The organism is Parasaccharibacter sp. TMW 2.1888 (assembly GCF_023167265.1).
Taxonomy (GTDB): Bacteria; Pseudomonadota; Alphaproteobacteria; order Acetobacterales; family Acetobacteraceae; genus Bombella; species Bombella apis.
On record NZ_CP030979.1, the window covers coordinates 376,185 to 402,378 of the forward strand.

Annotated in this window: 18 protein-coding genes and 1 pseudogene; 13 read left to right on the plus strand and 6 right to left on the minus strand. The window is 62.7% G+C overall.

Annotated features, from left to right (window positions below):
* Positions 1–99: 99 nt before the first annotated feature.
* A complete protein-coding gene (gene dnaG, locus DTQ13_RS01760) occupies positions 100–1,953 on the minus strand; it encodes a DNA primase (protein ID WP_248460961.1) in 1,854 nt (617 codons plus the stop codon).
* Between the two features lie 127 nt (positions 1,954–2,080).
* Between dnaG and DTQ13_RS01765 the strand changes: the two genes are divergently transcribed.
* Together DTQ13_RS01765 and DTQ13_RS01770 are read left to right on the plus strand one after the other, a co-directional pair.
* Positions 2,081–3,019 (plus strand): DMT family transporter, encoded by a 939-nt coding sequence (locus DTQ13_RS01765; RefSeq protein WP_248460963.1) that lies wholly within the window; start codon positions 2,081–2,083, stop codon positions 3,017–3,019.
* An 82-nt stretch (positions 3,020–3,101) separates the two neighbouring features.
* The gene (locus DTQ13_RS01770; protein WP_081562871.1) at positions 3,102–4,055 is read left to right on the plus strand and encodes a DMT family transporter; all 954 of its coding nucleotides are present in this window, start codon (positions 3,102–3,104) and stop codon (positions 4,053–4,055) included.
* A 66-nt stretch (positions 4,056–4,121) separates the two neighbouring features.
* Here DTQ13_RS01770 and DTQ13_RS01775 read toward each other — a convergent pair whose 3' ends face one another.
* On the minus strand, positions 4,122–4,574 hold the full coding sequence (locus DTQ13_RS01775; protein ID WP_043557888.1) for a GatB/YqeY domain-containing protein: 453 nt from the start codon (positions 4,572–4,574) through the stop codon (positions 4,122–4,124).
* Between the two features lie 260 nt (positions 4,575–4,834).
* On the opposite strand from DTQ13_RS01775, the gene carA reads away from it, so the two are divergent.
* The 4 genes and pseudogenes from carA (at position 4,835) to DTQ13_RS01795 (ending at position 11,304) form a co-directional block, all read left to right on the plus strand.
* Complete coding sequence (gene carA, locus DTQ13_RS01780) at positions 4,835–6,214, plus strand: glutamine-hydrolyzing carbamoyl-phosphate synthase small subunit (RefSeq protein WP_086431254.1); 1,380 nt, start codon at positions 4,835–4,837, stop codon at positions 6,212–6,214.
* 3 nt (positions 6,215–6,217) lie between these two features.
* Positions 6,218–9,472 (plus strand): carbamoyl-phosphate synthase large subunit, encoded by a 3,255-nt coding sequence (carB, locus tag DTQ13_RS01785; RefSeq protein ID WP_081562870.1) that lies wholly within the window; start codon positions 6,218–6,220, stop codon positions 9,470–9,472.
* 139 nt (positions 9,473–9,611) lie between these two features.
* Positions 9,612–10,084 (plus strand): annotated as a pseudogene (greA, locus tag DTQ13_RS01790) (transcription elongation factor GreA).
* On the plus strand, positions 10,084–11,304 hold the full coding sequence (locus DTQ13_RS01795) for a threonine ammonia-lyase (RefSeq protein ID WP_043557881.1): 1,221 nt from the start codon (positions 10,084–10,086) through the stop codon (positions 11,302–11,304). Before greA ends, DTQ13_RS01795 begins: the two are co-directional and overlap by 1 nt.
* A gap of 74 nt (positions 11,305–11,378) precedes the next feature.
* On the opposite strand, the gene msrB is transcribed toward DTQ13_RS01795, so the two are convergent.
* Positions 11,379–11,786: a peptide-methionine (R)-S-oxide reductase MsrB gene (msrB, locus tag DTQ13_RS01800; protein ID WP_081562869.1), complete on the minus strand. Its 408-nt coding sequence runs from the start codon at positions 11,784–11,786 to the stop codon at positions 11,379–11,381.
* 203 nt (positions 11,787–11,989) lie between these two features.
* Here msrB and DTQ13_RS01805 point away from each other — a divergent pair, with 203 nt between their 5' ends.
* The 3 genes from DTQ13_RS01805 to DTQ13_RS01815 all read left to right on the plus strand — a co-directional run bounded on the left by DTQ13_RS01805 (position 11,990) and on the right by DTQ13_RS01815 (position 15,450).
* Positions 11,990–13,294, plus strand: a complete 1,305-nt coding sequence (locus DTQ13_RS01805; protein WP_166651576.1) for a murein hydrolase activator EnvC — start codon at positions 11,990–11,992, stop codon at positions 13,292–13,294.
* Between the two features lie 139 nt (positions 13,295–13,433).
* The gene (locus DTQ13_RS01810) at positions 13,434–14,948 is read left to right on the plus strand and encodes a S41 family peptidase (protein WP_081562867.1); all 1,515 of its coding nucleotides are present in this window, start codon (positions 13,434–13,436) and stop codon (positions 14,946–14,948) included.
* Positions 14,949–14,952: 4 nt separating this feature from the next.
* Entirely contained in the window at positions 14,953–15,450 is a 498-nt protein-coding gene (locus tag DTQ13_RS01815; RefSeq protein WP_043557878.1) for an RNA pyrophosphohydrolase, read from the plus strand.
* Here the strand turns inward: DTQ13_RS01815 and DTQ13_RS01820 are convergent.
* The 3 genes from DTQ13_RS01820 to DTQ13_RS01830 are packed head-to-tail and all read right to left on the minus strand — an operon-like array spanning position 15,426 to position 19,012.
* A complete protein-coding gene (locus tag DTQ13_RS01820) occupies positions 15,426–17,204 on the minus strand; it encodes an ABC transporter ATP-binding protein (RefSeq protein WP_081562866.1) in 1,779 nt (592 codons plus the stop codon). The genes DTQ13_RS01815 and DTQ13_RS01820 overlap by 25 nt on opposite strands.
* Before the next feature lie 21 nt (positions 17,205–17,225).
* A complete protein-coding gene (locus DTQ13_RS01825) occupies positions 17,226–18,467 on the minus strand; it encodes a CCA tRNA nucleotidyltransferase (protein ID WP_248460964.1) in 1,242 nt (413 codons plus the stop codon).
* The gene (locus tag DTQ13_RS01830; protein WP_232086381.1) at positions 18,464–19,012 is read right to left on the minus strand and encodes a DUF1285 domain-containing protein; all 549 of its coding nucleotides are present in this window, start codon (positions 19,010–19,012) and stop codon (positions 18,464–18,466) included. Before DTQ13_RS01830 ends, DTQ13_RS01825 begins: the two co-directional genes overlap by 4 nt.
* Positions 19,013–19,245: 233 nt before the next feature.
* On the opposite strand from DTQ13_RS01830, the gene DTQ13_RS01835 reads away from it, so the two are divergent.
* Genes DTQ13_RS01835 through DTQ13_RS01850 form a run of 4 tightly spaced genes read left to right on the plus strand, consistent with a single transcriptional unit; the run spans position 19,246 to position 26,095 of the window.
* Positions 19,246–20,286, plus strand: a complete 1,041-nt coding sequence (locus tag DTQ13_RS01835; RefSeq protein ID WP_052348866.1) for a MoxR family ATPase — start codon at positions 19,246–19,248, stop codon at positions 20,284–20,286.
* Positions 20,287–20,319: 33 nt separating this feature from the next.
* Positions 20,320–21,240 carry a DUF58 domain-containing protein gene (locus DTQ13_RS01840; RefSeq protein ID WP_248460966.1) on the plus strand — a complete coding sequence of 307 codons (921 nt, stop codon included), beginning with the start codon at positions 20,320–20,322 and terminating at the stop codon, positions 21,238–21,240.
* The gene (locus DTQ13_RS01845) at positions 21,237–23,993 is read left to right on the plus strand and encodes a DUF4159 domain-containing protein (protein ID WP_248460967.1); all 2,757 of its coding nucleotides are present in this window, start codon (positions 21,237–21,239) and stop codon (positions 23,991–23,993) included. The genes DTQ13_RS01840 and DTQ13_RS01845 overlap by 4 nt, the downstream gene beginning before the upstream one ends.
* Positions 23,990–26,095: a glutamine amidotransferase gene (locus tag DTQ13_RS01850; protein WP_248460969.1), complete on the plus strand. Its 2,106-nt coding sequence runs from the start codon at positions 23,990–23,992 to the stop codon at positions 26,093–26,095. Before DTQ13_RS01845 ends, DTQ13_RS01850 begins: the two co-directional genes overlap by 4 nt.
* The last annotated feature ends 99 nt before the right edge of the window (positions 26,096–26,194 follow it).

The window sequence follows — 26,194 nt, forward strand, 5'->3', positions numbered from 1 at the left end:
AATTGGTTAATCCAGCCCTCCAAGTCAAGGACCGGGGCACCAGAAAGTTGCGATTGCGTGCTTTATCCCGGGCATCGGGCTCAACGTCCATCCGCCACTTCAGCCGTCTTCCGGCTCCAGCTGCGGGTTTTCTCCACGGCGTAGGGCAAACAGCACGTTCTGCTTGGCCTGCATCGCCGCCAGTAATGTCCGCTTCGTTGCCTCATCCGATTCGGAGGAAGAATTCAGAAGCTGCTCCACTGTCCGGCGCACCTCTTCTTCCACTGTTTCCTGAAGTGTCCTGAGATTTTCCAGCGCATAGAAATGCCACCAGAGCTTCATGACCGCCTGCATGCGGTCCTCATCATCCTCCACCCGCACCTGCCGGGGCATGGAACTGCTGCACAGTGCTGCCACCGCATCTGCCAGCCCCTGCCCGGCCATCCACTCCCGGCAGCTTTCCGCCGTCAGGGCACCGGTACATTCATCAGCCCAGCTCAACAGGGCCGTACGGATATCGGCGAGAGAACCCGACAGGGCCAGCGCATTATACTCCCGGTCAATACCCGGCAATATGTCCGGATGCTGGAGCAGGATGGCCGTGAGAATGTTCAGCCGTTCACCACTGCCCTCCTCTACGGTGCGCTCCGCTGAGACCGGAATGACAGAGGCGGTCATGCTGTCCTGCTGCCCACGCCTCCCCCATCCCGGCTTCTGACGGCGATAGCGGGCGAAGAACATATCGTTCAACGTGCTGCGATATTCACCAGCCAGCACCTTGTCCGGAATCATCCGGGCCAGGGCATTGAGTTTCTCCCGCAAGGCCGCCCGCCGCTCGGGCGTCGGGTCACGCTCCTGCGCTGTCAGCAGGCCGAACAGCTCTTCTTCCATCGGGCGGGCAGCCGCAAGACGGCGCTCCATGCCCTGTACGCCCTCCCGCCGGAGAAGGGAATCAGGGTCATCTCCACCATCCAGACGACAGAACCGCAGGCTGCGCCCGACCTTCAGCAATGGCAGGGCAACCTCACAGGACCGCAGGGCCGCACGCTGCCCGGCGCCATCACCATCAAAACAGATGATGGGCGTGTCCGTCATCCGCCAGAGCAGTTCCAGCTGCTCATCGCCCAGAGCCGTACCCAATGGCGCCACAGCCCCGGCAAAACCTGCCTGAGCCATGGCAATGACATCCATGTACCCTTCCACCACCACGGCCTTTGCGCCCTTGTGGATGGCCTGCCGTGCCAGATCGATATTGAAGAGTGTCCGTCTTTTGGAAAAGATTTCTGTCTCTGGCCCATTCAGATATTTGGGCTGGCCATCCCCCAGAACACGCCCGCCGAAAGAGATGATCCGCCCCTTCCTGTCCCGGATCGGAAACATGACCCGGTTGAAGAACAGCTCGCCCTTGGCGTGCCCATTTTCATCGGTCCGCATCAGCCCGACCTGAACCAGCGTCGCCGCTGTAATGTTTTTCCCTTCCAGCGCCTTCAGCAGGGAGCGCCCGTCACCAGACCAGCCGAGCCCGAAACGCTCCAGCGTCTCTTCACTCAGGCCACGCTTCTGCAGGTAATCCAGCCCGGCACGACCTTCCGGCTGGTAGAGCCTGCTGCGATAGATGGCCTGGACCTCATCCATGACATCATGCAGGGTCTGCCGGACACGGGCCTTCTCGACCTGCCGCGGGTCATCAGCCGGAACCTCCATCCCGGCTTCCGACGCCAACCGCTCGACAGCCTCACGGAACCCGGCCCCCTCACTCTGCATGATGTAGCTGATCGCATCACCATGTGCGCCACAGCCAAAGCAGTGATAGTGATCATCATAGATGTAAAGCGAAGGCGTCTTTTCCCCATGAAAGGGGCAGCAGACCTTCCAGTTCCGGCCGGACCGGACCAGCTTGTTCCGCCGGCCGAACAGGGATGTAAGGGATGTCCGCTGGCGCAGTTCATCAAGAAACGCAGTGTCTATGGCCATGCACACACTGTGACACTCTCCCCCCCAAAAAGGAAGATGCTCCCGATTCCCCCTTGACGAAAGAACCCCAAACTTCAACACACGACAGGTCACACCCTCCATTCCAGAGCAGAGAGCGGGCCTTTTCATGACACGTTCCACCTTCACCGGCATTGCCTGCGGCGCCGCAGCAGGAGCATTGTGGGGACTGTCCCTCCTCGCTCCGGAGCTGATCGGCCCCTTCGCACCATTGCAGCTCGCGTCTGTCCGGTTCGTCACCTATGGGGTCATCGCCCTGCTGCTGCTCGCCCCGAAGCTGAAGACACTCCTTCCCCATCTGGGTACTGCCGAATGGTGGGGCCTGCTGGGGCTCAGCCTGATGGGCAACATCATCTATTACAGCCTGCTCAGCACGGCCGTGCAGCTCTGTGGCGTAGCCATGCCCTCGCTGATCGTCGGTTTCATCCCTGTCACGGTGACCCTCGTGGGAGCACTGCGGCATGATTCCACCCTGCATGTCCGCCAGCTTGTCCCTTCCATGCTGCTCAGTGCAGGCGGCATTGTCTGCATCGCCTGGCAGAATTTTCACAATGCCTCTCCCCAGCATCAGGGCGGCCTCTGGGTCCAGCTGGCCGGGCTGCTCATGGCGGCCTGTGCCCTGCTCAGCTGGACAGGCTTTGTCGTCAAGAACGCCAACTGGCTACGGCGGCTTGACCACATCACCCACAATGACTGGAACCTGCTGACAGGCCTCGTCACCGGGGCTCTCGCCCTGCTCATGCTGCCTCTGGCCTTCCTGCTGCCGCAGCATCTGCCCGCCACGGGCTGGGCGCATTTCCTCATGGTTGCCTGCGGGATGGGCCTGCTGGCCTCGGTCGTGGCCAATGCGTTCTGGAACAGCATGACACGCCTGCTGCCCCTGACGATGGTCGGGCAGATGATCCTGTTCGAGACGCTCTTCTCCCTGTTCTACGGCTTCCTCTGGGAGCAGCGTTTTCCCCGGCCTCTGGAGGCCTGCGCCATCGTTCTGGCCATCAGTGGGGTCATCTCCTGCGTCCGTGCCCACGGTCCGGCGAAGCACGGCTGAACATTCTTCCCTCTTGACGCAGGCACCATTACCTACAACACAGGCCCATATCGCATAATTAACAATTCAAGAATGAGCCTGCATGACACGTTCCATCCTCATGGGCACCGCTTATGGTGCCATGGCGGGAGCATTCTGGGGGATAACATTTCTCGCCCCGGAGCTTGTCGCCCCGTTCACGCCTTTTCAGCTGGCAACGCTGCGCTATCTGACCTTCGGGATTGTCTCCCTTCTCATCCTTCTCCCACGCCTGAAAACGCTGCTGCCACACCTTACCTTCAAGGCATTCCGGGCGCTCGTACTTCTCGCCATACTGGGCAGCGTGGGCTATTACAGCATGATGGGCGTGGCCATCCAGCTGAGCGGCGTAGCCATGCCATCCCTCATCATCGGCTTCATCCCCGTCACGGTGACACTGGCTGGCATCTGTCGCCATAATGCCGTTGTCACATTCCGCCAGCTCATCCCGTCCATCCTGCTCAGCACGGCGGGCATCCTCTGCATCTCCTGGCAGAATTTCTTTGTCGGCTCCGCCCTGCATCATACCGGCCCGCTGCTACAGGCCGTCGGCCTGCTGATGGCCATCGGGTCCCTGCTGGGCTGGACACTGTTCAATGTCATCAACTCTGACTGGCTGAAAAAGCTGGATCACATCACGAGCGATGAATGGAACCTGCTGACGGGCGTCATGGCCGGTATCCTGTCGCTGGTCATTCTCCTGCCAGCCGCCTTCTTCTGGCCGGCGCACCTGCCCACGACCGGCTGGACACGCTTCATCCTCATTTCCTGCGGTGTGGGGCTGTTCTCCTCCACCATCGCCAATGCGTTCTGGAACCGCATGACCCATCTTCTGCCCCTGACGATGGTCGGGCAGATGATCCTGTTCGAAACGCTCTTCTCGCTGATCTACGGCTTCCTCTGGGAGCAGCGCCTGCCCACCATATGGGAAGCTGCTGCCTTCCTGCTCTCCGTCAGCGGCGTTCTGGCCTGTGTCCGGGCCCACAAGAACAACGAAGCCTCCCACTCCTACCACTGACACGAAAACCCCGCCTGTTTCATCAGGCGGGGTTTTCACACTCCGGTCCGCAAAGCGGAAAAACCGTCAGCCAAGATGGGCCTTGACGAGACCGCTGGCCCGTCCGGCATCCAGTGCCGCACCGAAGCGACCTTTCAGCACACCCATCACCTTGCCCATGTCCTTCATGCCCTCGGCACCTGTTTCCTTCACGGCCTCGGCAATGGCTTCTTTCAGGGCATCTTCGGACAGTTCCGCCGGGAGATAGTTGCGGATGGTCTCGATTTCCGCCTCTTCCTTGGCGGCCAGTTCGGGCCGGTTGCCCTGATGGTACATGGCCGCAGACTCCGTGCGTGTCTTGATCATGGAACGCAGGGCCAGAAGGATATCATCCTCACTCACCTCCCCACTCTTGGCCCGGGCAGCGACATCAAGGTCCTTGATCTTTGCGGAAATGGCACGGATCTGCGCCACACGGTCAGACTGACCGGCCTTCATGGCTGCCTTGAGATCATCCATGATACGGGTACGGAGTGACATGATGGTTCTCTCTCTTAATGATGAGTTTATAAGTTCCATAAAGGAGCGTAAGAGGTACCAGCCCTGCACTATCCTGTCGATATTGCAGGAGTCCACAGGGAGCAGTCACAGATGCGGGAAAAAACTTCCCACCATTGCTTGTATTCCGGCACCCTCCCTCCATATGGGAAAAAACTTCCCATCACGCTCTGGCTGCCCTATGAAGGGACAGGCCCATCCGGGTTCAGAACAGACAGGGCACGAGGCAGAGCAGCAGACAGATGAACGTCGATTCACTCATCAAGAAAGCAGGCGGTGCGGCTGAAATCGCCCAGCTTACCGGTGTCAGCACCGAGGCCGTGCGCAAGTGGCGGCAGGCTGGTATGATACCCACAAAACACTGGCCTGCCCTGCTTCATGTGCCGGGGATCACCCTGGCCGACCTGAACGAGACGTCAGAGGAGACATCCGCCATGACCCACCCTACCGATGACATGCCCCCCAAAGGCGCAACGGCCGTCCTCGTGCTGGCGGATGGCTCCCATTTCTGGGGCCGTGGTTTCGGGGCTTTCAATGACGGTGCCGCAGGCGAGCTCTGCTTCTCCACCGGCATGACGGGCTATCAGGAAACACTGACAGACCCCTCCTTCGCCGGACAGATCATCACCTTCACCTTCCCCCATATCGGCAATGTCGGCACCAACGGGGATGATGACGAGGCCCCCACCATGGCGGCCCTCGGCCTCGTGGTGAAAGAAGATGTCACCGCCCCGGCCAGCTGGCGGTCCATCCAGCCACTGCAGGACTGGCTGAAAGCCCACGGGCGGGCCGGCATCAGCGGTGTGGACACACGGGGCATCACCCGCCTGCTGCGGGACAAGGGGCCACAGAACGCCCTGCTTTTCTACCCGAAAGATGGCCGCTTCGACCTCGCCGCCCTGCGCCAGAAGGCTGCAGAATGGCCCGGTCTGGAAGGGATGGACCTCGTGAAGGAGGTTGCCCAGCCCGCCCGCAGCTGGACGAAAACCACATGGCACAACACCCGCCCCGAGCGGGCCGTGAAACGCCGTGTCGTGGCTCTGGATTACGGAGCAAAAGACAACATCCTCCGCAGCCTCGTTGCCGCTGGCTGTGAGGTGCATGTCCTCCCCGGCACCGCCACGGGTGAGGAGATCCTCGCCCTGAAGCCGGAAGGCGTCTTCCTCTCCAACGGTCCGGCCGACCCCGCCGCCACGGCCGTCTATGCTGTCCCGGCCATCCAGGCCGTCATGGAGGCGGACATTCCGGTCTTCGGCATCTGCCTCGGCCACCAGCTTCTGGCCCGGGCACTGGGCGGCACAACCTACAAGCTGGACCGTGGCCACCGTGGGGCCAACCAGCCGGTGAAAGACCTCACGACGGGCCGGGTGGAAATCACCAGCCAGAATCACGGCTTCGCTGTGGATGAGAAGTCCCTGCCCGATACCGTCAGGGTGACGCATGTCAGCCTGTTTGACGGCTCGAACGAAGGACTGGCCTCCACCGTGAAGGAAGCCTTCTCCGTCCAGTATCATCCGGAAGCCAGCCCCGGCCCGACCGACAGTTTCTACCTCTTCGAGCGGTTTGTCGCCGTGATGGACCGCCGCGCCGCAGCCCGCACAACCAGCAAGGCAGGAGCCTGACCCATGCCCAAACGCACAGATATCCGCTCCATCCTCATCATCGGTGCTGGCCCCATCGTCATCGGGCAGGCCTGCGAGTTCGACTATTCCGGCGCACAGGCCTGCAAGGCCCTGAAGGAGGAAGGCTACCGTGTCATCCTCCTGAACTCCAACCCGGCCACCATCATGACCGACCCCGGTCTGGCTGATGCCACCTACATCGAGCCCATCACGCCGGAATTTGTCGAGCGCATCATCCTCAAGGAGAAGCCCGACGCCGTCCTGCCGACCATGGGTGGCCAGACAGCCCTGAATGCCGCCATGGCGCTGGACAAGTCCGGCTTCCTCACCAGGCACGGCGTGGAGCTGATCGGCGCACGGGCTGACGTGATCGACCGTGCCGAGGACCGCCTGAAGTTCCGTGAGGCCATGGATGCCATCGGCGTGGAAAGCCCCCGCAGTGCCATCGCCCACACGCTGGACGAGGCCCGCACGGCCCTGGAGCATATCGGCCTGCCTGCCATCATCCGTCCGTCCTTCACCATGGGCGGCTCCGGCGGTGGTATCGCCTATAACCGGGAGGAATTCTCCCAGATCGTGGCCAGCGGGCTGGATGCCTCCCCCACCACCGAGGTGCTGATCGAAGAATCCGTCATCGGCTGGAAAGAGTACGAGATGGAAGTGGTCCGTGACGTGGCGGACAACTGCATCATCGTCTGCTCCATCGAGAACATCGACCCGATGGGCGTCCATACCGGGGATTCCATCACCGTGGCCCCGGCCATGACGCTGACGGACAAGGAATACCAGCGGATGCGTGATGTCTCCATCGCCTGCCTGCGGGCCATCGGCGTGGAGACGGGTGGTTCCAACGTGCAGTTCGGCGTGAATCCGAAGGATGGCCGCATGGTCGTCATCGAGATGAACCCCCGCGTGTCCCGCTCCTCCGCCCTGGCCTCCAAGGCTACCGGCTTCCCGATCGCCAAGATCGCCGCCAAGCTGGCCGTGGGCTACACTCTGGATGAGCTGACGAACGACATCACCGGCACCATCCCGGCCAGCTTCGAGCCGACAATCGACTATGTCGTCACGAAGATTCCCCGCTTCACCTTCGAGAAATTCCCCAGCACGCCGGCCCTGCTCTCCACCTCCATGAAATCCGTCGGTGAGGCGATGGCCGTGGGCCGCAGCTTCGCCGAATCCCTCCAGAAGGGCCTGCGCTCCATGGAGACGGGCCTGACAGGTCTGGACCCTGTGGAAGCCCCCGGCGATGGCTCCCCGGATGCCTACCGTGCCGCCCTCTCCGAGCCACGGCCGGAGCGCATCCTCATGGCCGCCCAGGCCTTCCGGGCCGGTCTCTCACTGGAGGACATTCAGGAAGCCTGCCATTTCGAGCCGTGGTTCCTCCGCCAGCTGGAAGGCATCATTGCGACGGAACGTGAGATCGAAGCGAACGGCCTGCCGGATGACGCCATCAGCCTGCGCCAGATCAAGGCCCAGGGCTTCTCCGACCAGCAGCTTGCCCGCCTGAGCGGCAAAAGCGTGAAGGACGTCGTCGCCCTGCGCACAAAGCTGGACGTGCTGCCCGTCTATCGCCGGATCGACACCTGTGCAGCCGAGTTCTCTTCTGACACGCCGTATCTGTATTCCACCTATGAAGGGGGCTTCGGCATCCCGGACTGTGAGAGCCGCCCGACGGACAAACAGAAAATCGTCATCCTCGGCGGTGGCCCCAACCGGATCGGTCAGGGCATCGAGTTCGACTACTGCTGCGTCCATGCCGCTTACGCCCTGCGTGAGGCCGGTTTCGAGACGATCATGGTCAACTGCAACCCGGAAACCGTCTCCACGGACTATGACACGTCCGACCGCCTCTATTTCGAGCCGCTGACGGCCGAGGACGTCATCAGCCTCGTGAAGAAGGAGATGACGAACGGCACCGTTCTGGGCTGCATCGTGCAGTATGGTGGGCAGACCCCGCTGAAGCTCTCCCGTGCGCTGGAGGAAGCGGGCATCACCCTGCTGGGCACCCCGGCCGATGCCATCGACCGTGCCGAGGACCGGGAACGCTTCCAGGCCATGCTGCGCAAGCTGGGCCTGCGCCAGCCCCGCAACGGCATCGCCCGCACCCCCGACGAGGCCCTGAAGATCGCCGAGGAAGTCGGCTATCCGGTCGTGGCCCGTCCCTCCTACGTGCTGGGTGGCCGTGCAATGGAGATCGTCTATGACAGGGCCGGTCTTTCCCATTACCTCAACACCGTCCTGCGTGCCGCCGGTGAGGATGTCTCCACCGGGCCGGTCCTGCTGGATCACTACCTGAATGAGGCCATCGAGGCCGACGTGGACTGCATTGCCGATGGTCATGATGTCTATGTCGCCGGGGTGATGGAGCATATCGAGGAAGCCGGAATCCACTCTGGCGACTCTGCCTGCTCCCTGCCGCCCTACACGCTCTCCCCGGCTCTGGTGACGGAGCTGAAGGCCCAGACCGAAGCCATGGCCCGTGAGCTGGGCATCCGTGGACTGATGAACGTGCAGTTCGCCATCAAGGATGACGAGGTGTTCGTTCTGGAGGTCAATCCCCGTGCCTCCCGCACGGTGCCTTTCGTGGCCAAGGCCACGGGTGTGCCGGTCGCCAAGATCGGGGCCCGGATCATGGCCGGAGCCAGACTGTCCGAGTTCCCGCTGGAAGGCCGGTCCGTCGCCCCACATGTGGCCGTCAAGGAAGCGGTCTTCCCCTTCAACCGCTTCTCCGGCGTTGATACGATCCTCGGGCCGGAAATGCGCTCCACTGGTGAGGTGATGGGGCTGGATGCCAACTTCGAGATGGCCTTTGCCAAATCCCAGCTGGCCGCAGGCGTGAAACTCCCCCGGACAGGCACCGTCTTCCTCTCCGTCCGGGAGAGCGACAAGGCCCATGTGCAGCCACTGGCCCGCAAGCTGGTGGAGATGGGCTTCACCATTCTTGCCACCCGTGGCACGGCGGACCGGCTCAAGGAAGCCGGTATTCCGGTCACCCGTGTCAACAAGGTGCTGGAAGGTCGCCCACACTGTGTGGATGCCATCCACTCCAACGAGGTGCAAATGGTCATCAACACCGCCCAGGGTGGCCAGTCCGCCCGGGACAGCTTTGACATCCGCCGCTCCGCCCTGACGATGAACGTGCCCCATTACACGACCATCGCCGGTGCCCGGGCAGCAACCTATGCCATCTCTGTCCTGAAGCAGAAGGAGCCGGATGTGGCGCCGCTGCAATCCTATTTCCACGGCGCCTTCTAAGAGAAGGCTTGCAGCACGCATGGCGTGCTGGTTATCCTGTCCGCCACAGCGTATGCCGCCCCGCCCTTTTCCGCTCCATGTGGAAGGGGGCGGGGCGGTGTGCCATTCATCTCTTTGTACCAGTGCGAGGATTCCCTCCATGCAGAAAAGCCCCATGACCGCCCAAGGACTGAAACGCCTTGAGGATGAGCTGCGCCAGCTCAAGTCAGAGGAACGCCCCGCCGTCATCCGGGCCATTGCAGAAGCCCGCTCCCACGGGGACCTCTCCGAGAATGCGGAATACCACGCCGCCCGGGAGCGTCAGTCCTTCATCGAGGGGCGGGTGCTGGAGCTGGAGAGCCTGATCTCCACGGCCGAGGTGATCGACCCCACGACCCTCTCCGGCAGCCGCATCCAGTTCGGTGCCACGGTCGAGCTGGTGGATGAGGAAACCGACAAGGAAAGCACCTACCAGATCGTCGGCGCTCACGAAGCTGACATCAAGCAGCACCGCATTTCCATCTCCTCCCCCTTGCCAAAGCCCTCATCGGGAAGGAAGCTGGGGACAGCGTTTCCGTCCCGGCACCGGGCGGGGACCGTACCTATGAAGTTCTGAAAGTGATCTACAAATAATGCCGGACTCTGCTTCCAAGACCAGCCTGACCTTCAACGACGTCAAAGACGCCCAGAAGCGCATTGCCGCCACCATTGCCCGTACACCCACGATCAGCAATGTGGCCCTTTCCCGGCTGACGGAAGCAGAGATTATCATCAAGCTGGAAAATCTTCAGGCCATTGGCTCCTTCAAGGAGCGTGGAGCGGCCAACCGCATGGCCCTGCTCACGCCCGAGGAACGCAAACGGGGTGTCATCACCGTCTCGGCAGGCAACCATGCCCAGGGCGTAGGGCGGCAGGCCAGCCTGCTGGGCGTGGAAGCCACCATCGTCATGCCCCGTTTCACCCCCGCCACCAAGGTGGCCGCCACCCAGAGCTGGGGAGCCAGAGTCGTTCTGGCTGGCGAGAATTTCGACGAGGCCGTGAAAACGGCCGAAAAAATCCGTCAGGAAGAAGGCCAGACCCTCATCCACCCCTTCAATGATCCTGCCGTCATCGCCGGACAAGGCACCTGCGCTCTGGAAATGATTGAGGATGCGCCCGATCTGGACGCCATCGTGGTGCCGATCGGTGGAGGTGGCCTCATGGCCGGTTTCGTCACGGTACTGAAAGAACTCAGCCCGAAGACGAAGCTCTATGGCGTGCAGGTGGAGGGCTATTCCCCACTGGGAGCCTATCCTGAACCGCTCCGCTCCGTTCCCGGCGGGTCAACCATTGCCGAGGGCATCGCCGTCGTCCAGCCGGGCCATCACTGCCTGGATGTCATTGGCAGGAACCTTGATGGCGTGTTCGTCGTCAACGAACTCCAGGTCGAAAGTGCCATCACGACGCTGGCCGAGAAGGCCCGTCAGGTGGGCGAAGGGGCCGGAGCCACGCCACTGGCCGCCATTCTGGCCAATCATGACCTCTTCAGGGGCAAGAAGGTGGGCTTTCCCATCTCCGGCGGCAACATCAATGCCCGCATCCTTGCCCATGTCATCCTCCGCTCCCTGCTGAGAGAAGGACGCATCCTGCGGCTGATCTTCCAGATTCCCGACCGCCCCGGCCTGCTGGCCGCCATCTCCGAGAAGATTGGCAGCTATGGTGGCAACATCATCGAGGTCTCCCATCACCGCCTCTTCGCCGCCCCTTCCGTGCAGACGGCAGAGCTGGTGGTGATGATCGAAGCCCGTGACACGGAACATGCCCTGGAAATCGAGCGGGAACTCTCCCGCCATTACCACGTCGAACGGGACTGACCCCCCGGAACGTCCTCTGAAGCAGAAGGGAGTGGTCCCGCCCGTGTGAGACGGGGCCACTCCCTTTTTTGCGTTCAGGCTCCCTCTTCGTCCGGGACGAAATGAAGGGCCAGACCATTGGTGCAGTAACGCAGCCCCGTGGGCGGGGGGCCATCAGGGAAGACATGCCCCAGATGACCGTGACAGCCTGCGCAATGTATCTCCACCCGCACCATGCCGAGACTGCGGTCCTCACGCTCGCCCACCGCCCCGGGCACGGCCCGGAAGAAAGACGGCCAGCCTGATCCGCTCTCATATTTCGCCGTCGAGCTGAACAGCCTCTTCCCGCAGGCGGCACAGTCGTAATGACCGGGCCGTTTCTCACCATTCAGCGGGCTGGAACCCGGCGGCTCGGTTCCATGACCATGCAGGACATGCTTCTGCGCTTCACTGAGCGGCCCACAGCCACAGACGGGTGCTTTTTCAGATGTCTGGTCTTTCATCTCCACTCCTCTCCGGGGCACCATCCCGCCCCTCCGGCTGGACAGACAGCCCATTCTCCGCCACAAAAGACATACGAAAACCGATCATCGCATCTGTCCCGCATGTCCCTGTCACTCATTCCTGCCTGACTGATCTCATGCTGTCAGATGTGTTTTTCAAGCCCCATACCATCCCACCCGGAAAGGGATTCCCAGGCAGGCTCATGCTCCCGAAACGCACCAGCACATCCCTCGCCCTCTGCTGGCTGCTGCCTTGCCTGATGCTGACCTGCCTTGCCGACCAGCATCAGGCCCATGCCGCCCCGGACCAGGCCGGTACTCTGTGGGGATCAAACACGCCCATTCCCACCACGGAGGCTGGCATCCGCAAGGCACGGGCTGCACGGCGGAATCTTCAGCAGCTTCTGGCCCAGAAAGCCCAGCTGCTCCAGCAGAAGGAAGAAGAAACCCGCAAGGCTGAAGCCCAGGCGCATCTCAGTGCCCGTCAGCTGGCCCGCCTGCGCCAGAAGCAGGCCAGACTGGCCCGGCAGCACATGCTCGTGGAACGTCACCTCACAAAGGTTTCAGCTCAGCTGGACCAGCTCAGTACGGGCAATGACCAGCTGAAAGCCGAAGAAAACACCATTCTTCTGGATGAAGCCACACGTCTTCCTGCCCTCCAGCAGATGAACACCACGCCAGAACTCGCCCTTCTTATGCCACCAGACAATCCAGCCATCAGCCCTGCAGTTCCTTTTGCCCTTCTCGCTCTGCGCCACCAGCAGAACCGGGACGCCATGGCAGACAACATCCAGCGGCAGACCCATCTCCAGAGAGAGCAGATGCGGCTGACAGACCAGAGCCGTACCATCACAGCACAGGAAACCCGCCTCCAGACCAGCCAGAACGAGGCAGAAAGCCGGGCCGAGCAGGCGGCCATAAAATCGGAACAGGCCCAGCAGGCCCTGCTAAAGCAGCAGGCTCTACTGACACAGGCCCGCCAGAGCACGGAGGCCCTGACAGCCATCATCACCGTCCTGGCCCGGCAGGAAGCTGAAACACGCCGCCGCCTGCGGGCCCAGAAGGCCCGGTTCCACAAGCTGCACCAGCGCCACAAGGAACAGGAAGTGGAGCAGCAGGACCGCAGCTTCAACCCCGGCAAAGGGCTGATGCGGGGCTCTGCACGGGCCCCTGTGCAGGGGCGCATCGTCACACGCTGGGCACAGCCTACCGAGGCTGGCCCCGCCACGGGGCTGACCTACCAGACGGCTCCTTCCGCCCCTGTGACCGCCCCCTGCACGGGCCGCCTGCTCTTCAGCGGGGCCTTCCGCTCCTTCGGCCCCATGGTGATTCTGGACTGCGGGCAGAAACAGCGACTTGTTCTGGCCGGTCTTGGCACGCTCCAGCTACAGAGCGGCCAGTCCGTCCAGCAGGGGGGCGTGATCGGCCAGATGCCCACCCGGGACCCTCTCCTCTTCGTACAGCTGCGGCAGGGAACAAAGCTCATGGATCCGGCCCATTTCTTCTGAGGCCATGCTGAGTCCTGCCGGGAGTTTCACCCGTGCCGAAAACACTGTAAGCTGCCTCCATCATGTCTCCGGGCCAGGGCCCTCTCATATTGATCGCAGCGAACCGCCTGTCTTCTAAATGTTAAGGAATAGACCGACCATGAACTTCCGCACTGGCCTTATGCTGGGTCTTGCCTGTTCAGCCATGGGTGTTGCCTCTGGTGCCTTTTTTGCCAGTCGCCCGTCACTCGTCCCCCCCGCCTGGGCGCAGGAGATCACACACAAGGACAGCAACACGCCGGCCAACAGCAGCGACAGCAACAATGCTGAAACCGTCCGTATGCTGACACTGCTGGGCACGGTGATGGACATTGCCCATTCGGAATATGTCTCTCCCCTTCCCAACAAGAAGCTCATCCGCAATGCCATTGACGGAATGATCAGCAATCTGGACCCTCACTCTTCCTTCATGGATGCCCAGCAGCTCAAGGACATGCAGGATGAGATGTCCGGCCAGTTTGGTGGGCTTGGGCTACAGGTGCAGGGCGATGCCGGGCATGTACGGGTCGTCTCCCCCATTGATGGCACACCGGCCGCCAAAGCGGGCATCCAGTCCGGCGATGTCATCACCATGGTGGACAACAAGAGCATCGCCAACCTCACGCTGGATCAGGCCGTCCGCAAGATGCGGGGCAAGCCGGGAACGCAGATCACCCTGACCATCCTGCGCCCCAAAACTGGCAAGCAGCAGAACCTGACCCTGACACGGGAGATCATCCATGTGCAGATCGTCCGTTCCGCCCTCTATGGGCAGACGGGCTATATCCGCCTGAGTGAATTTGATGATTCGCTGGAAAAGGAGATGCGCAAGGCTTACGGCAAGCTGGTCCAGTCCGTCGCCAAGACGCCCGGCAAGACACTGAACGGCCTCGTGCTGGACCTCCGCTCCGACCCCGGCGGGAAGCTGGACCAGGCCATCGCCGTGGCCCGTGACTTCATCAAGGATGGAGAGATCGTCTCCATCCGTGGCCGCCACCCCGAGGGCAACCAGCATTGGGATGGTGTCGGCAAGGACATCACCCACGGCCTGCCCATCATTGTCCTGACCAACGCCGGCTCGGCCTCTGCCAGCGAGATCGTGGCCGGTGCGCTGAAGGACCATCGCCGTGCCATCATCATGGGAGACCGGACCTTCGGCAAGGGGTCCGTCCAGACGATCATCCCCATTGCCGACCAGGGGGCCATCCGGCTGACAACCGCCCGTTATTACACACCGTCGGGCCGGTCCATCCAGGGGCTGGGCATCACGCCGGATGTGCCCGTTCTGGCCAGCCGGGATGATGACAGTCTCTTTACATACCATGAGGCCGACCTCGCCCACACCATCACCAACACGGATGGCAAACTGCCCAAGGAGGCCCCACGGACGGACCTGCCCGCTTTCGCCAAGACCGTGGAACGTCTGCCCCCTGCCAAATGGCCTGCCTTCGACCCCACGAAGCCGGAAACGGACTTCCAGCTCCAGCAGGCCCTGCATTTCATCAATGCCCAGACTGGCGGGGCTGATGCAGCCCATGAGGCCGCCCTGCTCGCCCATCCACAACTGCCGCCACAGTCCCACGACACGGCCCCTGATGAGGCCAAGGACGACAGTGCAGCAAAGACGAAGAAATAAGCCCATGTCCCTGCGTGAAACACTGGCCTACCGCCCCAATGTCGGCATCGTCCTCTTCAATGGGAAAGGCGAAATCTTCATGGCCCGCCGTGCGGACCTGCCGGGGGACATCTGGCAGTTTCCGCAGGGCGGCATTGATGAGGGCGAAGAGCCGGAACAGGCCGTCTGGCGGGAAATGAAAGAAGAGATTGGCACAAACAACGCCACCATGATCGGTAAGCGGGATGGCTGGTTTCTCTACGACCTGCCGGACCACCTTATCGGCAAGGCCCTGCACGGGAAGTATCGGGGGCAGAAACAGCAGTGGTTCCTCTTCCGCTTCACCGGCCAGGACAGCGACATCAGGTTGGACACGTTTGAGGAAATCGAGTTCACCACATGGCGTTGGGTGCCACCGGAGGATGTCCTGAGCGGCAGGTACAATCTGGGCTTCAAGAAGGACGTCTACGAACGGCTCCTGCCCGACATTCTTGCCATCTACCGGGCTGCGTCCAGAGCCTGAGCCTTCACCAGCCGGGCGTAAAGTCCGGCCCTGGCCATGAGCTGGGCATGGGTGCCCGTCTCGACAATCTGGCCCTGATCCAGCACCACGATGTGATCGGCACTCTGCACGGTGGAGAGCCGATGCGCCACGATGAGCGTCGTCCGTCCCTGCCGGAGCTGGGCCAGAGCCTCCTGCACACGGGCCTCGTTTTCTGAGTCCAGCGCACTCGTGGCCTCATCCAGCAGCAGCAGGCGGGGGTTACGCAGCAGGGCACGGGCCAGCATGATGCGCTGTCTCTGCCCACCCGAGAGCCTCTGCCCACCGGGACCGATGATGGTTTCCAGCCCTTCCGGCAGATCATGCACGAAATCCAGTGCCGCCATCCGGCAGAGTGCCTCCACCTCCTCCCGTGTCGCGGAAGGACGGCCAAGATGGATGTTCTCCCGCACGCTCATGTCGAACAGGGCCGTTTCCTGACTGACATAGGCCAGATGATCCCGCAGGCTGGCCAGCGTGAGGGACCGTATGTCCACCCCCTCCAACGTGATCGTCCCTTCCGTCACGTCAAAAAGACGGGGGATCAGAGCCAGCATGGTAGATTTCCCTGCCCCGCTCGGCCCGACCAGAGCCACGCTCTGCCCCGGCCTCACATCCAGAGATATATTTTTCAGGGCATGATGCCCATCCTGAAAACGATAGGATACATCCCTGAACACAAGGTGCCCCGGCCCTTCCGGCAGGGGGCGGGCCTCCGGCTGTTCCTGCACGCTGGCCGGTTCATCAATCACGGCAAAGATACGTCCCAGCCCGGCCAGTCCTTCCTGCATGGAGGTGTTGAGCGACCCCAAGGCACGCAGAGGACGTGAGGCCGCAAACAGGGCGGCAATGAAGGCCGTGAAGTCCCCCAGCGTGGCCCCGCCCGTGGCGGCACGCCAGCCCGCAAACCCCAGCACGAAAGCGATCGCCACACCACCGATGACCTCCAGCATCGGATCCAGACGGGCACGGTTGCTGGCAATACGGAAGAACATGTCATGCAGCCTGTCGAGAGCCGAACCGATGCGGTGATGCTCATGCTCCTCCATCCGGTAGATGCGTATCTGCCGGGACAGGGAGAAGCTTTCCGTCAGCAGGGCCGAGGCTTCCCCGACCTGCTCCTGCATCCCGCCGGAGGCCCGGCGCACCCGCCGCCCGAGCTTCTGCACGGGAATGATGGCCAGGGGATACAGCACGACCGCAATCAAGCTCAGTTCCCAGTCCGTCCAGATCATGGAGGCGACAAGCCCGATGATGGTGATGACGTCCCCCAGCGCATTGACCGAACGTGTCAGGGCTTCCCTCATGGCGAGGGCATCCGTGGTGAAGCGTGCCGCCCAGCGGGCGGGAGCCTCTCTTTCAATCCGGGCCACATCCGCCTTCAGGGCATGGGTGAACATACGTTCCTGAAGACGCCGCACGACCTGAAGGACCAGTGCCTGCACGCAGACATTCTGCCCATACTGGGCCAGAGCCTTGGCCCCCGTCACGACCACAACCAGCAGGGGAATCTGATACAGGATGCGGGGGTCATGCGCCGTGAACATGTCGATCGCCCGCTTGATGACGAGCGGATAGGCCGCCGTCAGCAGGGCCATGACGACCGTCAGCACGAACACGGCCAGCAGCATGAGCCGGTGCCGGGCAATGTCCTCCCGCCAGAGCCTCCGCATCAGGGGGAAGGTTGCCTCATACGCTGCCCTGTCCGCAGGGTGCCTGCCTGTCTGCTGTGTCATGCAGACCTTCTAGCAGCCCCCTCAGGAAGGGGAAAGCTGGTGGCTCACCCAGTCCCGACATGCCCCGGCATCGGGACGGCAACCCTGTGTGAGCCACCAGTGCTGCGTCTGTTTCAGCCACCGCCCCATTTCCGGCCCCGGTTTCACACCCAGAGCAATCAGGTCCCGCCCCGCCAGAGGGAAAACGGGCTGCTCCACGGTTTCCAGCCGGTGCCGCAACTCATTCCAGCTCCCATCAGGCCGTCCCAGCTCCTGCGCCTGCACCAGCCAGCTTCGCAGCAGCAGGATGGACCTGTCCTGCTGGAAAAGAACCCGCCGGATACCGTCATCATCCAGCGTGACCGCCAGTTCCGGCCCGTATCTGGCAAAAGCGGCCAGCATGTCCCGGCTCTCATTGGAGAGTTTCAGATGGGCACCGACATCCGCCATGCCCTGCCCGTCCCCTCCGCCGGGTGGATACAGAACGGCAAGACGATGCAGCGGCTCGGCAGGATCACCACAGGCCAGAAGACGCTCCAGACCAGACAGGGGCGCATGGTGCGGCAGCAGCACGGCAAGGGTGCCCGTTTCCTCCATCAGCTCCAGAGTCCGCAGAAGCTGCGGGCCTGACAGGATTTTCAGCAGCTCCATCGCCACACGCTCGACTGAAAGACGGGTCATCGTCTCCCGCAAGCGGATGATGGCCTGACAGGCCTCGCCATCCGGTTCGCCACGGCCATAACGGGCAAAAAAGCGGAAAAACCGCAGGCACCGCAGGGCATCCTCCTCGATGCGCCGTGCCGCCTGCCCGACAAACCGTACCTTCCCGGCCCGGAGATCATCCAGTCCGCCGAAATAATCATGCAGCTGCCCATCCTGATCCAGCGACATGGCGTTGATCGTGAAGTCCCGCCGCTGCGCATCTTCCTCCCAGTCATCCGTCCAGGCGACGACAGCATGGCGGCCATCGGTACTGACATCACGCCGCAGGGTGGTGATTTCATAAGGGTGATGGTCAATCACCGCCGTGATGGTTCCATGCTCAAGGCCGGTCGGTATCACCCTAGCACCGACCTCTTCCAGCCGCCGCTGGGCTTCTTCCGGTGGAACCGGGCTGGCCAGGTCAAGATCATGCACGTCGCGACCACAGAGCAGGTCCCGCACGCAGCCTCCCACCAGCCGGGCCTCCGGCAGGGCCTGCCAGATACGGGCCAGCCCGGCGTGACCGGGCACATCGGACAGGGCTGCCAGAAGGGCGGCCGGAGATGGTGTCCTGATGGTCACACGCACAGCTCCTCAAGGTCGTCCACGGTCTCATCCGGCAGGCGGGACAGCGGGAAGAACATCCCGTGGCTCCAGACTCCCATGCAGGGTTCACCTCCCACGCAGCCCGGAACGGCCAGAGCCGCCAGCTCGAAAAGGACCGCCCGGCTGATGCGGGCCAGAATGGGCTTCCCTCCTGCTCCGGTCCTCATGTGGATGTAGGGCACGGTCGCTCCATCAGCCGGGCGATCCCAGTCACACAGAAGGGGATGTTCCGCATCCACGCAGAAGACCTCATCCAGATTGGTCCGCAGGCACAGTGTCTGCGTCTTTTCCGAGCAGCCCCTGAAATCCAGCTCCACCGCCAGAAAGGGAACGTCATCCACCTGTATGACGCCAGCCTCGGTCGGCGTCCGCAGCCAGTAACGTCCCTGGCGGTCCCGGTCGAGGCAGGAGGCGAACAGGCAGAGCATGGCCTTGCGCCGGATGGGCGTCCCCCGGTACAGCCATGTCCCGTCCCGCCGGATATGGAAAGGCAGGTGCAGGACCATCTCGTCCTCGGACATCACGGCCTCATCCGGCCCCTCCAGCGGGGGCACCGGTCTCTCATAAGGCTTGATGCTCATGATCTCCTCCCTTTCCGTCCTTCCATCACGATGGACCTGCATGATGGTGTGCCACTTTCCTGCGCCCCTCTCTTTTTAAAAGGGCCTCTTGCATGGTAGCTTACCGCCTGCCCCAGAGTTGGGAATGATCCCGGCCTGTTAAAACCCCCCTACCCTCTGTTTCCGAATCTGTAATGACCCAGCATCCTTCTGCCTCCGGCCCGACATCCTCCCCCCAGGACAGGGCGTTCCACCATGATGACACGGTCCGTGCCTTTGATGGGCTGGCCCCCAGGCTGAAAACGCTCGTACAGGAAATTGGCCGAATCGTCCTCGGGCAGGAAACGGTCATCGAGCATGTCCTCACAACCCTGCTGGGGGGGGGGCATGCACTGCTGCTCGGGGCGCCGGGGCTGGGGAAGACGCTGCTGGTCAATACCTGCGCCCATGTTCTGGGGTTGGAAGACAGCCGCATCCAGTTCACGCCAGACCTCATGCCCTCCGACATCACCGGGGCAGAAATCCTGGAGCAGGATGAACAGGGCAGGCGCCATTTCCGCTTCCTGCCCGGCCCCCTCTTCGGGCAGCTGGTGCTGGCGGACGAGATCAACCGCGCCAGCCCCCGCACCCAGTCCGCCCTGCTTCAGGCCATGGCGGAGGGGCACGTCACGCAGGGTGGCAAAACATGGCCCCTGCCCAAGCCATTTCATGTTCTGGCCACCCAGAACCCCATCGAGCAGGAAGGAACCTACCCCCTGCCAGAAGCCCAGCTTGACCGTTTCATGATGCGTATTCCGCTGGATTTTCCGGCACGGGAGGCCGAGCGCCGGATGCTGCTCCAGACCACAGGGGCCACGAAACGGAAGGCTGAACGCATCTTTTCCACCGCAGAGCTTCTGGCCACCCAGAAACTCGTCCGCACGCTGCCGGTCGGGGAAACGGTCGTGGAAGCCATCCTGACCATTGTCCGGGGCCTGCGGCCACAGGATGAAACAGCCAGTGCCGAGGTCCGTCAGTCACTGGATTACGGCCCCGGCCCTCGTGCTGCCCAGGCCCTGATGATTGCCAGCCGGGCACGGGCCATGCTGCATGGCCGTCTCTCCCCCTCGATGGAAGATGTCCGTGTGCTGGCCGAGCCTGTTCTGGCTCACCGCCTGGGCATCAGCTTCGCCGCCCAGACGCAGGGTGTGGATGCCCGGCAGCTCATTGCCGCCCAGCTGAAGCGCCTCGGCTAGGCCGGGCTCCCAGGCGGTTCCCAGAGTACGGACATGGCCAGCTCACCCTCCTTCTTCCAGCGGTTTTTTGGCACTCGCAAAGGGCGTGATGCCGCCCCGCAGCCTGTCTCCCTGCCGGAGCTGGTTCTCTCAGCCCGAGGGCTGGCAAAGCAGCTGCGCAATGGCCCTCACGGCAACCGCAGAGCCGGGGACGGACATGAATTCTGGCAGTTCCGTCCCCATCAGCCAACAGAACCAGCCTCCCTGATCGACTGGAAACAGTCTGCCCGCTCGCCGGAACCAAACCTGCTCTGGGTTCGGGAGCGGGAGCAGCATGCCCCCCGGCCACTTTTCATCTGGGTTGACCCCTCTGCCTCCATGCGCTGGCGGTCTGCCAACAGCCTGCCCAGCAAACATGACACCGCTCTGGCTGATGCCCTGGCCCTTGGCCAGGCAGCCCTGCTGGGCGGTGAGGATGTGGGCATTCCTGGCTTCCGGTCCCGTTTTTCCGGTCATCAGGCCTTGCCCCGTCTCGCCCATGCTCTCATGCAGCTTCCTCCCCGTGACGATACTGGCAGGGATGCGGTCCTGCCCAGCCTGACAGCTGTTCCCCCTCATGCAGCTCTGCTGCTCGTCAGTGACTTCCTTTGGAAAGAGGCCACCATGCAGCATTGCCTGGCGCCGCTGGCCACCCATCCCGGCCGCATCGCCCTGCTGGCCGTGCTGGACCCACAGGAGCATCGCCTGCCCTTCAGCGGGTCTGTCCAGTTTACCAGCTGCGAGGCTGAACCAGACCTGACACTCCCGGCCACGGAGAGCCTGCATGAGGCCTATCAGGCCCGATTGACCGAACATTTCAGCCAGCTTGAAAAAATCGGAAAGGGACAGGCGCCCTTCTTCCGCCTCCATGTCACCGACCATCCTGCCCTGCCTATCCTGGCAGACTGCCACACCTTCCTGCGGGGGCGGGCATGATCCTTCTCTCCCCTTACCTGCTGCTGTTCCTGCTCCTCCTGCCTGCCCTGTGGTGGCTGGTCCGGGCCATTCCTCCCCACCCCCGGCAACAGCGTTTCCCCTCTCTCATCCTGCTCCGCAGGCTCTCGCCTGTCCGACAGGATGCCGCACGCACGCCGCTCTGGCTCCTGCTCCTGCGCATGGTTGCCCTAGCTCTGCTCGTTCTGGCCTTTGCCCGGCCACTCCATCTCCCCGGACAGGACCAGCAGACCCCGCAGAAACTGGTTCTCATTCTGGATGATGACTGGGCGGCCACCCCACACTGGGATGACCGCAGGAAAAATGCCCTCGCTCTGGGAGAAGCCACACTCCGCTCCGGCGGGCGGGTGACCCTGCTGCTGAACACGCCAGAGGCGGACGGCCACATGCCTCGCCCCTTCCAGCCCGGTGACCGCACTGCCCTGCAACAGTTTCTTGCCGGTCTGTCTCCCCACACATGGCCTGGGGACCGGCAGACCCTCGCCCGCCAGCTTCAGGCGCTCGCCCCGGACCTGCATGGAGCAACGGTCATCGCACTTTCCAATGGCCTGGCACAGCCGGGGGATGAGGCCCTGCGTGCCGCCCTTCAGCCTGCCCGCCGGACCGAAGATGTACGCTGGCCCCGCTGCGACCTCATCCGTCTTTCCATCCGGCAGGAAAGCCAGCTGACGGCACAGGCGGAAACACTCCCCGACTGCCCGGAGCAGACACGCCGCCTGCTGGGCATGACGCTGGAAAAAGACGGACATTTCGCCGTCCAGGCCGATACGCCACTTCCCACCGGAACCTGGCGTACCCTGCCTGACCCGGACCATTTCGATGCCTTCAGCCTGCCATCCGTTTCCGGTCCGGCGGGCATGGTGCTTCTACCCGGCAGGACGGACCAGCACCGGGTTGGCCTTCTGCACATCAATGGTGATGATGCACCGCTGACAGGTAGCGGCTTCTACCTGACCCGTGCCCTGCAGGCTGTCATCCCCTATCAGGAGGGCACTGTGGACAGTCTCCTGCCCCGCCACCCGGACATCATCATCGCTACGGATGGCACACTCTCCGATGCGGGGCTGAGCGACATACTCGGCTGGGTCCGCAAAGGGGGCATCCTGATCCGCTTCGCAGGGCCGGAACTGGCCCGCCAGAGCCAGCAGACCATGAAAGACGATGACGCTGCTCTTCTGCCCGTGCCCCTCCTCTCCGGCATGAGGCAACTGGGGGGCCCCATGTCGTGGGGCAGCCCGCAGAAACTGGCTCCCTTCCCGGCAGACACCCCTTTCGCCGGGCTGACCATCCCCGAAGACGCCACCGTATCCCGTCAGCTTCTGGCCCAGCCCACGGATGACCTGTCCCGGCATGTCTGGGCCACGCTGACCGATGGCACTCCCCTCGTAACTGCCCGGCAGGAAGGCGGCGGCCTGATCGTCTTCTTCCACATCACCCCGACGGCAGACTGGTCCAGCCTGCCACTCTCCGGCCTTTTCCCCCAGATGATGGAACGTCTCATCACCCGTACTCCCATCATGCAGACAAAGACAGGCACCAATCACACCACCTCGGACGCCCTGGCGCCATGGCGGGTCCTGACTCTCGACAAGACCCTCGTACCGCCATCCCCCGCCATCCGCCCTCTGCCCAGCACGACAGAACAGCCTGTCGATGCCCTCCATCAGGCCGGATTCTACGGAGGGGCTGCCCAGCATCACCCACTCAATCTGGCAGACCATCAGCCCCCTATGGCAGATGAAGCCGCTCTCGGTCCGATCAGGGCAGCAGGGCAGGCCACGCCAGAACAGCCCCTCTGGCCACCCCTCATGCTGCTGGCCCTCGGGCTGATCCTGCTGGACCTCTACCTCTCCCTCGGTCGGGCCGGACTGTTCCGCATGGCCCGCAACGCCACTCTTTCCCTGGGAGCCGGGCTGCTCATCGTGACGCAGTTGCAGGCCGCTACGACGGGGCAACCAGCCTCGGCCCCGCAGGCTCCTGTTCCTCCTGCGGCTCTGGCCATCCGTCTGGCCCATATCCAGACCGGTAACGCAGACACGGATGAGGCAGTCCAACAGGGGCTTGAAGGGCTGACGCACTTCCTCAACCAGCGCAGCACCACACATCTGGACAGTCCCGTAGGGGTCGTGCCGGGACAGGATGATCTGGCCTTCTATCCTCTCCTCTACTGGCCTGTCATACCCGGCACCCATCTGGATCCAGCCGGGAAAACAGCGCTTGCCCATTACCTCCAGCACAATGGCATGATCCTGATTGATGAGATGGGCGCAGGCAGCGCCATGGACGGTACGGATGGCCAGGCTACCCGCACCGCCCTCAGACAGGCCATGGAGGGACTGCCCATCCCACCGCTTGCCAGACTGACCGACCAGCACACCCTCTCCCATACCTTCTATCTGCTGCACGATTTTCCCGGTCGCATTGCTGGACAGCCCGTCTATGTCGCCCGGCAGGGGAACAATGATGACAGCGAAACCGTAAGCCCTGTCATCATCGGCAATGCAGACTGGGCCCATGCCTGGGCCATTGACCAGAATGGGGAGCACCCTTTCGCCGTCATTCCTGATGGCGAAAATCAGCGGACACTGGCCTACCGCTTTGGTTTCAACACCATCATCTATGCCCTTACCGGCAACTACAAGAACGACCAGCGCCATTATCCAGAGATGCTGAAACGTCTCAGGAACGGGGATGATGACAGCCCTGATGACGCTGATGAAAGTGAGGCTCCATGACGGACGCCCTGTCTTCCATCATCTGGGCACCATTCCTGCCCCCTTGGCTGCTTGCAGCACTGGCGGGCCTATGCCTGCTCCCTGGTCTCTATGGTGCCCTGCGCGGAAGGCGGGATGTCCTCTGGAGGGTGGGTGCCATCCTGCTGGGGCTGCTCTGGCTGGCCAACCCCCGGCAGATACACCCCCACATGCAGACCCAGCCACAGGATGCCCTCCTCGTGGTGGATGTTTCCCCTTCCATGGACATCGGGCAACGGAAAGCCCTCGTCCAGCAGGCTCGTGCCCAACTGCTGCGCCAGGGCCGGGCACTGCATGACCTGACAATCCATGAGCTGGAAGTTTCTGGCGGGCATGGCCAGGGCACACGCCTTTTCGACGCCATGGACCATGCCGCCCTCTCCCTGAACAATCCGGCAGGCATCTTCCTGCTCACGGACGGAATGGATCACGACATTCCCGACCAGCTTCCCCCGTCCCTCAAGGACATGACAGGCCGCATCATTCCCCTGCATCTCCTGCTTTCCGCCAGAGGGGAGGAAACGGACCGGCGGCTACGGGTTCTCAGTGCCCCCCCTTATGTCATCATCGGCCAGACGGCCCATATCCGTGTTCAGGTCGATGATCTGGGAACGCCTGGCGGGCAGCCTGTCGATATTCTGGACCATGGCCCTGACGGCCAGACGAACATCCTCGCCCATACGAAGAGCGGCCAGCCCGTGGAGCTGGATGTCCCCGTCACCCATGCCGGGCTTACCCTGAAGGAGCTCACGGCCTCCCCCCTGCCGGGTGAAGCTTCCCTGCGGAACAACAGTACCATCATCCAGCTTCAGGGCGTACGGGACAGGTTGCGTGTCCTGCTTGTTTCCGGTGTACCCAATCAGGGGGCCCGTGTCTGGCGCACCCTGCTGAAGGCCGATCCATCTGTTGATCTGGTCCACTTCACCATTCTGCGATCCCCCGATACGGAAGATAATACCCCCCTCTCCGACCTCGCCCTGATCCCTTTCCCCACGCATGAGCTTTTTGCCCAAAAGATCAACAGCTTCGACCTCATCATTCTGGATGGCTTCCGCAACCAGAACATTCTGCCGGAGAGTTATCTGGAAAATATTGCCCGCTATGTCCGCAAGGGCGGTGGGCTGCTTGTGGTTGGTGGGCCGGAAATGACACAGCCGGGCACATTGCAGGATACACCTGTCGGCGCCATTCTCCCTGCCCATGTCCCCTCTGAACAGGGTATCATGACACAGCCCTTCTCCCCCAGACGGACCGCCCTCGGGCTGTCCCATCCCGTCACGCAGGCCCTGCCGGAACAGGGCCCCTGGGGCAAAGAATGGGGCCCATGGTACAGGGCACTCCGTACGGACCAGACGCAGGGCCGTACCCTTCTGGCCACACCTTCAGGGGCACCGCTGCTGGTGCTGGACCAGAAGGGACAGGGGCGTGTGGCCATGCTTCTCTCAGACCAGATCTGGCTCTGGTCCCGTGGAGAAAAAGGTGGAGGACCACAGGCCGAACTGCTGCGCCGCCTCTCACACTGGCTGATGAAGGAGCCGGAACTGGAAGAAAACCAGCTGGACGCCCATATCGAGCAGGGGCAGCTGCATGTCAGCCGCACCAGTCTGGCTCCTCTGGCCAATGTTCAGGCTGACATCATCGACCCGGATGGCCATCATGCTGTCCTTCCCCTCTCCCCCGTGCCGGGGCGTGACGGTATCTGGACAGGCAGCCTGCCCCTGCCATCACGGCCTGAGCAGAATGGCCGGATATGGACCGTCCAGCAGGGCGGGCTGAGCACAACCGTGGCCCTGCCTGAAACCAACCCGCTGGAAGACCAGGACCTGCGCAGTACCGCCACCAGGATGGCCTCCCTCGTGAGCCGCTCCGGTGGTGGCCTGTTCTGGCTCGGAACAGGGACCATCCCGGAGATCAGACAGATCGCCGAAGGCCATCCCCTGCATGGAACAGGCTGGGCAGGGCTGCCCCTGCATCAGTCAGCCCTTGCAGCGGGCGGATCCAGCACGGCTTTTCTGCCAGGATGGCTGGCCCTCATCCTCATTCTTGCCATGATGGGCCTTGGCTGGTGGCGTGAAGGACGGTAAAACGACAGCAGTCCATGCTGTGGTGCCGTCACCCTGTGAAATTGACAGGCCCTGCCACTGCCTGACATGATGCCTGCGGCCTGTCCCCCGTAGCTGGTA

Excerpts from the sequence above, each read along its gene's own strand:
- DTQ13_RS01765 (WP_248460963.1), top strand. The coding sequence starts at position 2,081 with ATGACACGTTCCACCTTCACCGGCATTGCCTGCGGCGCCGCAGCAGGA.
- DTQ13_RS01810 (WP_081562867.1), top strand. The coding sequence starts at position 13,434 with ATGAACTTCCGCACTGGCCTTATGCTGGGTCTTGCCTGTTCAGCCATG.
- DTQ13_RS01805 (WP_166651576.1), top strand. The coding sequence starts at position 11,990 with ATGCTCCCGAAACGCACCAGCACATCCCTCGCCCTCTGCTGGCTGCTG.
- carB (WP_081562870.1), top strand. The coding sequence starts at position 6,218 with ATGCCCAAACGCACAGATATCCGCTCCATCCTCATCATCGGTGCTGGC.
- DTQ13_RS01835 (WP_052348866.1), top strand. The coding sequence starts at position 19,246 with ATGACCCAGCATCCTTCTGCCTCCGGCCCGACATCCTCCCCCCAGGAC.
- DTQ13_RS01770 (WP_081562871.1), top strand. The coding sequence starts at position 3,102 with ATGACACGTTCCATCCTCATGGGCACCGCTTATGGTGCCATGGCGGGA.
- DTQ13_RS01795 (WP_043557881.1), top strand. The coding sequence starts at position 10,084 with ATGCCGGACTCTGCTTCCAAGACCAGCCTGACCTTCAACGACGTCAAA.
- DTQ13_RS01850 (WP_248460969.1), top strand. The coding sequence starts at position 23,990 with ATGACGGACGCCCTGTCTTCCATCATCTGGGCACCATTCCTGCCCCCT.
- dnaG (WP_248460961.1), bottom strand. The coding sequence starts at position 1,953 with ATGGCCATAGACACTGCGTTTCTTGATGAACTGCGCCAGCGGACATCC.
- carA (WP_086431254.1), top strand. The coding sequence starts at position 4,835 with ATGAACGTCGATTCACTCATCAAGAAAGCAGGCGGTGCGGCTGAAATC.
- DTQ13_RS01820 (WP_081562866.1), bottom strand. The coding sequence starts at position 17,204 with ATGACACAGCAGACAGGCAGGCACCCTGCGGACAGGGCAGCGTATGAG.
- DTQ13_RS01775 (WP_043557888.1), bottom strand. The coding sequence starts at position 4,574 with ATGTCACTCCGTACCCGTATCATGGATGATCTCAAGGCAGCCATGAAG.
- DTQ13_RS01830 (WP_232086381.1), bottom strand. The coding sequence starts at position 19,012 with ATGTCCGAGGACGAGATGGTCCTGCACCTGCCTTTCCATATCCGGCGG.
- DTQ13_RS01845 (WP_248460967.1), top strand. The coding sequence starts at position 21,237 with ATGATCCTTCTCTCCCCTTACCTGCTGCTGTTCCTGCTCCTCCTGCCT.
- DTQ13_RS01815 (WP_043557878.1), top strand. The coding sequence starts at position 14,953 with ATGTCCCTGCGTGAAACACTGGCCTACCGCCCCAATGTCGGCATCGTC.
- DTQ13_RS01840 (WP_248460966.1), top strand. The coding sequence starts at position 20,320 with ATGGCCAGCTCACCCTCCTTCTTCCAGCGGTTTTTTGGCACTCGCAAA.
- msrB (WP_081562869.1), bottom strand. The coding sequence starts at position 11,786 with ATGAAAGACCAGACATCTGAAAAAGCACCCGTCTGTGGCTGTGGGCCG.